The organism is Methylobacterium sp. E-065 (genome assembly GCF_022829605.1).
GTDB lineage: Bacteria > Pseudomonadota > Alphaproteobacteria > Rhizobiales > Beijerinckiaceae > Methylobacterium.
Genome location: NZ_JAKSYD010000024.1, coordinates 25,257 through 34,589 on the forward strand (window position 1 = coordinate 25,257; position 9,333 = coordinate 34,589).

A 9,333-nucleotide genomic window follows, 5' to 3' on the forward strand; every position below is an offset into this window, starting at 1 on the left:
CCGGAGTGGCCACGATTGTCGGCGACAGGGCGGCGGTTCGATCCGCGAGGAGACCCCATGTCCTTCCTTCACGATCTGCCGATCGCCGACCTGATCGCGCATTACGGCTACATCGCCATCTTCGTCATCATCACGCTGGAGAGCGCGGGGCTGCCCCTGCCCGGCGAGACGGTCCTGCTGACCGCAGCGGCCTATGCCGGCAGCACGGGCAACATCAACATCGGCCTCGTGGTGGCGATCGCCGCGACCGCCGCGATCCTCGGCGACAATGCCGGCTACTGGGTCGGGAGACGCTGGGGCCTGCCGCTGCTCCTGCGCAAGGGGCACCTGATCGGCCTCGATCACGGGCGGCTCAAGCTCGGCCAGTACCTGTTCCGCCGGCACGGCGGGAAGATCGTGTTCTTCGGCCGGTTCACCGCGATGCTGCGGGCCTACGCGGCGGTGCTGGCCGGCGTGAACAAGCTCGACGCGCGCCGCTTCATGGCGTTCAACGCACTCGGCGGCGTCGCCTGGGCCTCGATCATGGGCTTCGGCGCCTATCTCTGCGGCCGCTCGATCGAGAACGTCATGGGGCCGGTCGGCCTCGCGCTGCTGGGCTTCGTCCTGCTCGGCGCAGTGGCGCTGTGGCTGTTCATGCGCCGGCACGAGGCGCGCCTGATGGTCGCCGCCGAGGCCGCGATCCCGGGGCCGCTCACTAAGGATTCGGGGGCGGATCTGCCGGCGCCTCAAGCACAGGGCTCGGCTCAGGCGGACTTCGAGCGGCAGGTCGAAGCGCTCCTCGCCAAACGCGGCGACGCGGCGCAGATCAACGCGCCCGCGACGCGCGCCCAGCCACCGGAAGCCCTGCCCCTCTGGTTCAAGATCCCCGTCGTTCTCCTGGCCTCGGCCGCGGGCATGACGCTCGCATCCTGGTACCATGGGAGCACCGGTGGCCTTTATGGACGCGTCGTCGGCCATGTCAGCATCGTCGGCTTGATGCTGATCCTGCTCGTGCCGGCCGTCCTGCTGACGATCGTCGGCTGGCGCCTGAGATACCCGGGATCGTCGACCGCCGCCGGGGACGAGGCCGAGGACGGAATCAGGCTGGCCGCCTGAGCCGACGGGCGGATCGCCGGTCGTCCGACCGCTCAGTCGCGTCTCGCGAGGCCCGGGCGGCGTCGGCGCGCCGCCCCGGGCGCAGGGTTGACCGGTCGGGGGGCCGATCGTATCACCCGGCCTCCCCCGACGGGGGCGTTCCCGCGCGCTGGTTTCTGGCCGATGCCGCGCATGGCCGGACGCGCACGCCCCGTCGGACGTCGTGACCGAGACGGAGCCGACCTTGGGCGAGGACGTGGAAGCGCTGCGGGCCGAACTCGGTGAGACGCAGGCACGGCTCAAGGAAGCGCAGGGCGAGCTGGCCCGTCTGGTTCGCCTCGCCGAGGCCGATCTTCAGCGCCGCCGCCCCGGTGAGCAATCCAGCGTCGCCGCCGCCTCGGTGCGCCGCCCCGCCGCCAAGGAGGTCGCCGCCCGGATCGCCCGGTTCGCGCACCTCTATCGCGAGGCTGCCGCGGCCACGCCCGATCGCGCCCCCGTCGTCCCCGAGGCGACGATGCTCGAATGGCTCGAGACTTCCGGGCTGTTCGACCGCCAGTTCTACCTCGCGTGCAACGACGATGTCGCGAATGCCGGCGCGGACCCGACGCAGCACTATTACAACCACGGCTCCGAGGAAGGGCGCCTTCCCAACACCCTCTGAGGGTGAAATCCGGGAGGCTTCCCTCTGACGCGCGTTCGAGGGCTCTGCGAGGAATCTGATTGATGCAGGACGGTGCAGGAGAGGCCGCACCCGCGCTCGAGCCGTGGCAGGACGATTTCGCGACGATCTACGCGAGCGGGCTGTTCGACCACATCTGGTATGCGACGCGCTATCCCGAGGTCGGCCTTACCGATCTGTCGCCCCTCGAACATTACGTGAAGTACGGCGCGCGCCTCGGGCGCCAGCCCCGGGCCGACTTTACGGCTCCGCCGGACGAGACCTTCGACGGCAGCTTCGTCAATCCCTTCGCGGCCTGGATTCGGGCGCAGGCTGAGATGGAACCCGCACCGACCTGGAATCGGCCCGTCGTCTCGGTCTTGTGCATCAGCTACAACCAAGCGGCGTTTATCCGGCAGACCCTGGAGAGCATCCTCGGGCAGATCACGGATTTCCCCTTCGAGCTGCTCGTCGGCGACGACCGGTCGACCGACGGCACCGCCGAGATCATCGCCGAATACGCCGCGCGTCATCCCAACCTCGTGGCGGTTCTGCGCACCGAGAACCTCGGACCCAACAAGAACTTCGCCGACCTCACGGCCCGCGCCCGCGGCGAATTCGTCGCGATCTGCGAGGGGGACGATTACTGGACGGATCCGCGCAAGCTCCAGCGCCAAGTCGATTTCCTGCGGGCGCGCCCGGAATTCACCCTCTGCTTCCACCCGGTGCGCGTCGTCTACCAGGACGTGCCGGGGGTCGAGGAGATCTACCCAAGGCAGTGCAGCCCGCAGCCCTCGCTATCCGACCTCGTGGCGCACAACTTCGTCCAGACAAACAGCGTGCTCTATCGCTGGCGCTATCGTGGGGCCGAGGCCTTCGTGTTCGACGAGGGCATCGCCCCAGGCGACTGGTACGTCCACCTGATGCACGCCGAGGTCGGACGCATCGGCTTCCTTCCGGCGGTGATGGCGGTCTACCGGAAGCACGCGGCTGGGATGTGGGCGACCTACGCCACCGAACTCGCCCGGCACAAGAAGCTCGGCAACGCCGAGATCGCGTTTTTCCGCAAGCTGCGCGGGCATTTCGGCGGCCGCTACGCGGCAGGCTATGAGGCGTCGCAGAAAGCGATCTTCCGGCGGCTCGCCGAGGCCTATCTCGACGAGGAGGATGTCGCGAGCCTCGGACGTCTGATCGAGGCCAATCCCGATATCGCCCGAGACGCCTTGAGCGACATGGGCCTCGACGCGCCGGACGACCTCTCCGGCGAGCCGGAGGCGCTGCGCGGGTGGCTTCTGGAGCAGCTCACTGTCAGCGTCATCGTGACGGCCTACAACCATGCGGCCGATATCGGCCGCTGCCTCGACGCGGTTCTGGGGCAGCGCGGGTTATTCCGGATGCAGGTGGTGATCGGCGACGACAAGTCCACCGACGGGACGGCGGGAATCGTCGAATCCTACCGGGCGCGCGATGCGGAGCGGATCGTGGTCCGGCCCCGGCCACGGAATCTCGGCATGCTGCGCAACATGCAGGATTGCCTTGCCGCGTGCACGGGTCGCTACGTCGCCTTCTGCGAGGCCGACGATTACTGGTTGTCCGACCGCAAGATAGCCAAGCAGATGCGGATGCTGCGCACCGACCGCAAGTTGGACATGTGCTTCAACTGGGTGCTGCTCCATTACCCGGCGACCGGCTCCTACCTGCCGCACGACGAGCAGGGCCGCTATCCGACCGGCACGATCAGCTTCCCGGTCCTGGCCAATTCGCCGCTGACTGCCAACTTCTCCTGCTGCTTCTACCGCGCGGAGGCCTTACGGCGGGTGCCGGAGGCCTATTACGAGAACGCGGCGGCGGCCGACTGGCTGATGAACCTCTACGTCGCCGACAAGGGCCGGATCGCGTTCCTGCGCGAGCTTCTGTCGGTCTACACGGTCCAGGAGAAGGGCCAGTGGTCGGGCCTGCCCGACGACATCAAGAACGCCCGGATCGCCCAGTATCAGAAGCAGTTCGCAGGCATTTTCGGCGAGGGGCGCGGCTTCGAGCCGTACGAGGTCGGCTGCACCGTGGCCGAACTCGACGGCGAATTGCCGGATTCCTTCGCCCGCGCGAACCTTGAGGCGCCCCAGGACCGGGTCTGGGCCGAGATCCAGGACGGACAGGTGGGGCTGTCCGGCTGGGTCGTCGCGGCGAGCCGCGCCAAGGCGACGTTGGTCGCGGAGATCGACGGCGAGGTCCAGCGAATCCCCGTGGACGTGCACCGGCCGGACGTGATCGCCGGGGTGCTCGGCGACATGCCGACCACCATAGACGAGGCCCGCTGCGGCTTCCGCTTCACCCTGCCCTACGCGCTCCACCTCGAAGTGCTGCTCTCGATCGAGGTCGAGCACGAGGTGGTGCCGTGGCTGTCGGTGATCTTCACGCACCGGGTGAAGCGGACGGCCGAGCGGGGCTGAGGCGGCCGAGGAAGCGGCGCGCACGCTCCAGGGGCGTCCGCGCCCGGGCCCGCTCCAGCGCGCCACGAATCTCGCCCGCCAGCCGCGTCGCCACGATCTCCCGGGCGGGATCATCGTAGTGGACGATGTCGTAGAAGGTCCCCGCCTCCCGATCGCGAAAGATCCCGCTGAGATCGAGGGCCGTGAAGGTCCGCCGGTACGGGCGTCGCACTGTGAGCTCGGCCGTGAACGCCTCCAGCTTGGCGTATTGGCGGTCGAGATAGGCCAGGAACGCCCCCGAGGCGACACCGCGCTCGACCTCGGTGAGGTGGCGCTTGCGCAGGACCGTGGGCTGCAGGACGCTGATGATCGGCACCGCGTGATCGTGCGACAGCTTGGTGAGGCGGTGCGCGGCGCGTTCGTAATGGTGGACGATGGCGTCCTCCCAGCCCGGGCTCTGCCAGCCCACCTCCGCGCGCAGCCGCTTCAGCTCCTCGTAGATCAGCGTGATCAGCGCGTCGTACGACAGGCCATCCTCCCGCGCCCGCGGGTCGTGCGTGTCGAAGAAGTGGTCGTAGAGACGCTGCGTGATGAAGGCGTTGTAGGGGTGGCCGGGCCGGGGATCGTAGGTCCAGGGCTGGAACAGGTCGGTGCTGCCGCTGAGCACGAGGATCGCGTCGGGGCTGTAGGTGACGAGACGCGACCAGATCAGGTGGGTCATCTGGGTGAGGCAGCTCGACATCACCCCGAAATTGTAGACTTTTGCCCGCCCCAGCCCATCGGTGCGGAGGATCCGCTCGATGCGGCCCGGCAGCGTATTGGCGATGTCGCCGCCATCGATGGTGGTCGAATCGCCGACGACCAGGATCCGGGTCTCGCCCGCGGGCTTGCGCTCCGCGATCGGGGTGGCGTTGAGGAAGCCGTCGGCATCGAACGGGACGCCGTAATGGCTCGCCCCGGGCTTGCCGGCGAACTGGATGAACGGGCTCGGATAGCGCGTGTTCGAGTCGAGGTAGCCGAAATGGTGCAGGAACTTGCGCCGGCGCGCGGCATCCTCGGTCTCCGGTGGCGCCCAGATCTGCTCGACGCCCGGGGCGGTGAGCGCCGCCATCATGGCCGCTCGCAGCACCGCGCTGCCGGCGGCGTTGAGGCGCACGCCATCGTGGCTGAAGGCCGGTCTGAGCACTCCGCCCTCGCCGGCCAGCACGGCCTCGTAATCGATGAACAGCGCCCCGTAATCGCCCGCGTGCTCGCGCAGCCACGCATTCGCCGCGCCGATGAGCGCAACCGGGAGCCCGGCCGCCGCGGGCGCCGCCGGATCGACCGGTGGGATCGCGCCGACCCAGGTCCGGACATGGAGGTCGCGCGCGTCCCGCAGCATGGCGGTCAGGTCGGCCACGAGACCGTCCAGCGACACCGTGCGACCGGGGGTGAGGATGTCGTCCCGGCCGCCGATCAGGTGGAGGCCCTTCGCGCCGTAGAGGGCGATGTCGGAGCGCAGCCGCCGCGCCATGTCCCGGGTGGACTGGCCGGCGATCCCCCTGGCGACCGTCTGGGGCCCCGAGAACAGGTCCGGCGTCTCTGCGGTCAGATCCGCGGTCAGGGAATCCCCGAAGAACAGGATCGGCCCGAGGGGGAACAGCGGCTTGTCCGACACCGGGCTCACGCGCCCTCGGTCGCGTCGCCGTCCCGATGGGCGGCAAAGATCTCGATCCCGTCGAGGTGCAGGTGCTGCTCCTCGTCGAGATCGATCTTCAGGTAGCGGAATTGGGCCCCATCGAACCGGAGATGCAGGGGCAGGCCGGGATGGCAATGCGCATCCACGGCGTCGAAGACCAGCCGGTAGGCATCCTCGGTTTCGCCGAGCCAGACCCGCATCAACTGCGCCCGCTCGCTGAGTTGCCCCCAGCGGTTGTAGATCCGGATCTCCGAGACGCGCGTGACGGCGCCGAGATCGAGGACAAACCAGGGGGTCTGCTCAAGCGCCGTGTGGAAGAAGAAGGACGGATCGCCGGTGGTGCGCTCGCCGTAGGTCCCGGTCGTCCCCGACCAGGGCGAGGCGGAACTCGCCGTCCAGGTCTTGCCGAGCGCGATGTTCTCGGAGGGCCGCGTCGCCACCAGCGTGTCGGTCTCCAACTCGTCGATCAGCGTCCGGATCTGCTTCGAGGGCTGCCGCAGCGGCGCGATCTCGAGATCGAGCTTGTAGATCAGGTTCGACAGGATGCTCTGGTCGAAGCGGTGGTCGATGAAGCCGTCGAGATCGGGCAGGCCCATCTGGTTCGGCCTATCGGTGACGACCCGCGCGTCGCCCGCGTAGCGCAGCCACTCGGCGACGAGGTGACGGGTGGCGGGGCTGACCATGAAGGCGATCCAGGTCGCCTGGATCTGGTCGGCGCTCCAGTAGCGTTCGGTATCGCACTCCATGAGCACGAAGCAGTCGCGCTTGGTCCAGGCCCGCTGCGGCTTTCCGTGCAGCACGCCCACCGCGACCCGGCGCTCCGAGCCGGCGAGCCAGGTCAGCAGCGGCGCCACCGGCGGCATCGGGTCGTCGCCGATCGCCTGCATGCCGGTGTCGGTGAACACGATGAAGTCGCCGTCGCGCCGCCGCTCCAGGGCCTGCGCGATGATGTAGGGCTTCCAGGCCCAGTTCCCGGCCCCCCGGGACCGGTCGAGGATCTCCCGGTGCGCTTGGTAGTGTTGCGTCCCGCGCAGCCGGTCGGGGGACCAGCTCTCGATCGTGTCGAAATCGCCCGTCGCCGCTGCGGCGGCCGCAAGGCGCCGCTGGGTTTCCACGTAATGGTACTTGGCGGCGAAGCTGACGAGGGTCGTGTGGTGCGGCCGGAGCTGGCGCCGCAGCCGCATCAGCACCTCGGCCCGGTGCATCGCGAAGGCGTTGACGTGCAGGGACGTGAATGACGGATCTGTGCTGGCCAAGTGCGTTCTCCGGCGCCGCGACCCGACGCGGGTCGCCGATGTCCCGCTAGAGCCGTGCCCGATCGCGTTGCAATCGAGCGCGGCTCTAAGCTCTTCTTGTGACGCGCTCTCTTGCGCCGAACCGGCGTCTACTTCGGCGGAGAGCGCTCCAATCGGCACGGCCGCGCAAGTCCCGTTCGCGGGTTGGGCTCGCTATGCCGAGCCGGAATCGTCGAAGGCGAGATTCTCGATCGGGTAGTCGAGCATCAGCTGGCGGCGCTCGGGGGAGTTATCCCATTCTCCGACCTTCGTGTATCCGCCCGCCGTGTCGACGACCTCGGTGAGGCGTCCGATCGTCGGAATGCCCCGGAAATGCTGCGGCCAGCCGGACGCGAAGTAGAAGACCTGCTCGACATGCTCGGACAGGTGGCACACGCCGGGTCCGAACGTGCCGAGGCCGAACACGAGGTAGCGGCCATTGGCGAGCGCCGTCACGTCCTCCGCGAGCGTCCCGCTCTGCGTCGTGAGCGGGATGCCGAGGCCGGCGATATAGGCTTCCAGCTGGTCGATGACGGGGTTGAGGCGGTTCTCGAACACCATCTTGATCGAGCCGATCCGCTTCTCCCGCAGGAGGCGCTGGATGACGAGCTGGTAGAACGCGAGCGGCGGCTGCGGATAATGGGGCGCGACCCAGGTGCTGAAGATGTCGCCCGAGCGGATATGGATCAGCAGCTGATCGTCCGGCTTCTCGGGGAATTGCGCGGGCAGCCGGCCGAAGAGCGGCCGGATATAGTGGGTGATGATATGGCGCGACTCGGCCTGATCGAGGTCGCCGGCCAGTTTCTGGATGTTCACGTCGAAGAACATGCCGGACAGGAAATACCCATCGTCCGGGAGCGGGTGGTTCGCGGGGATGAACGTGATGCCGCCGATCTCCTGCGGCTCTTGGAGGGCGATGACTTCGCTGCGGTCCATGATCGACAGCTTGAGGTATTTGAGCTTGAGCGCCCGGCAGATGCCGATCGCCAGCAGGCACTGGATGATGAAGTTCCCGAAGGCGCCGTTCTCGTAGAGATCGATTCCGACGAGCGACAAACCCGCCTGATTGGGGCTGCCGAGCAACCGGTAGGCCCGATAGACGTCGATCTCCGGATCCTCGGTGAGGATGGAGAACTCGACGTCCCAGAGCTTGCGCATGACCATCAGGTCGACGGCGGCGCGCGCGGTCCAGACCTGCGCCACGTGTTCGTCCGCCCGTCGCCCCGGCTGGACCGGGATGCGGATGTAGCGCGCCCAGCTCGCCGGCCCTGGCGCGATCAGGATCCGTGATGCGGGTGGCTCGCCGTCAGGGGGCGAGACGATCTCGGGGAACGACCACCCCTGTCCGTCGTCGGAAAAGCTGACGGACCGATCGCCGCCCGGAACGCCCGCCCCGTCAGGCGGATCGACCGCGAGGGAATGGACGGGGAAGCGCAGGCCGAGGTCGATCTGGAGGTGCCCGGCGCCATCGTCCCGATCGATGACGGATAACGGCCGGCCCTGTGCGACCTCGACGAGATCGGGATGATAGCTGTGACGCTCGAACATGGGGTCGTATACCGTATCTCGCTCGGGCTCCAACGGTGTCGAACCGCACCGGATTCGGAAGGCCACCGCGATGCAGGCTTCCTGGCGACGCTGGTCAGGCGGCATTCTCGCTGGAGGGGAGCCTCGGCTCGGCCGGCTCCGCGGCGAGGCCGTAATAATCGCGCATCAGGTCGTCGTACGTGGCGGCCTCGATGATGGTGCGGGCCCGGCCCGGGAGCGGGATGGCCAGCAGGCGGTCGTTGCAGGCGGACGGGTCGTCGGCCAGGGCATAGGGCAGGAGATGGCCGTCCGGATCGGCGCGCAGCCGGTCGGCCGGGGCGCCGAGGTCGAAGGCCGCCACCGGCAGACCGGTGCGCAACGCCAGCGTCGCGGCGGATCTGATCCTGCTCCCGGCGATCTGGCCGGAGACCTATTCATCAGCGTTGACGATGGCGTTGCGCACTGGTCTGCCGGTGGCGGCCTTCGAGCTCGGCGCCCCGGCCGAGCGACTGCGCGCCGATCCGGACGGCCCTCTCCTGCCCTAGGCCCTGGCCGCCGACCCGTCCGCCTCCACCGACCGCCTGCTGGCCACCCCGCTCCCGGGCCGGGCCCGCACCATCACCGAGGCCGCCACGTACGACGACCTGATGCGCGATTATTACGGCCTCGCCGCGGAGCCGGCCGAGCGGAGGC

Annotated in this window: 7 protein-coding genes and 1 pseudogene; 4 read left to right on the top strand and 4 right to left on the bottom strand. The window is 68.6% G+C overall.

The window, feature by feature from the left end; translation table 11 throughout:
* Positions 1-57 precede the first annotated feature (57 nt).
* From MKK84_RS01940 to MKK84_RS01950, 3 genes and pseudogenes are all read left to right on the top strand, one after another.
* Positions 58-696, top strand: a pseudogene (locus MKK84_RS01940) (DedA family protein); the annotation flags it as partial.
* Between the two features lie 601 nt (positions 697-1,297).
* On the top strand, positions 1,298-1,735 hold the full coding sequence (locus tag MKK84_RS01945; RefSeq protein ID WP_243916354.1) for a hypothetical protein: 438 nt from the start codon (positions 1,298-1,300) through the stop codon (positions 1,733-1,735).
* 62 nt (positions 1,736-1,797) lie between these two features.
* On the top strand, positions 1,798-4,182 hold the full coding sequence (locus MKK84_RS01950; RefSeq protein WP_243916355.1) for a glycosyltransferase family 2 protein: 2,385 nt from the start codon (positions 1,798-1,800) through the stop codon (positions 4,180-4,182).
* Here the strand turns inward: MKK84_RS01950 and MKK84_RS01955 are convergent.
* The 4 genes from MKK84_RS01955 to MKK84_RS01970 form a co-directional block, all read right to left on the bottom strand.
* On the bottom strand, positions 4,145-5,827 hold the full coding sequence (locus MKK84_RS01955) for a GDSL-type esterase/lipase family protein (protein ID WP_243916356.1): 1,683 nt from the start codon (positions 5,825-5,827) through the stop codon (positions 4,145-4,147). The genes MKK84_RS01950 and MKK84_RS01955 overlap by 38 nt on opposite strands.
* Positions 5,824-7,095 carry a hypothetical protein gene (locus MKK84_RS01960; RefSeq protein ID WP_243916357.1) on the bottom strand — a complete coding sequence of 424 codons (1,272 nt, stop codon included), beginning with the start codon at positions 7,093-7,095 and terminating at the stop codon, positions 5,824-5,826. The genes MKK84_RS01955 and MKK84_RS01960 overlap by 4 nt, the downstream gene beginning before the upstream one ends.
* Positions 7,096-7,287: 192 nt before the next feature.
* The gene (locus tag MKK84_RS01965) at positions 7,288-8,661 is read right to left on the bottom strand and encodes a coagulation factor 5 8 type domain-containing protein (RefSeq protein WP_243916358.1); all 1,374 of its coding nucleotides are present in this window, start codon (positions 8,659-8,661) and stop codon (positions 7,288-7,290) included.
* Positions 8,662-8,755: 94 nt separating this feature from the next.
* Positions 8,756-9,019, bottom strand: a complete 264-nt coding sequence (locus MKK84_RS01970) for a hypothetical protein (protein ID WP_243916359.1) — start codon at positions 9,017-9,019, stop codon at positions 8,756-8,758.
* Between MKK84_RS01970 and MKK84_RS35820 the strand changes: the two genes are divergently transcribed.
* On the top strand, positions 9,012-9,185 hold the full coding sequence (locus MKK84_RS35820) for a hypothetical protein (RefSeq protein ID WP_409566427.1): 174 nt from the start codon (positions 9,012-9,014) through the stop codon (positions 9,183-9,185). The two genes, MKK84_RS01970 and MKK84_RS35820, sit on opposite strands and share 8 nt — an antisense overlap.
* The last annotated feature ends 148 nt before the right edge of the window (positions 9,186-9,333 follow it).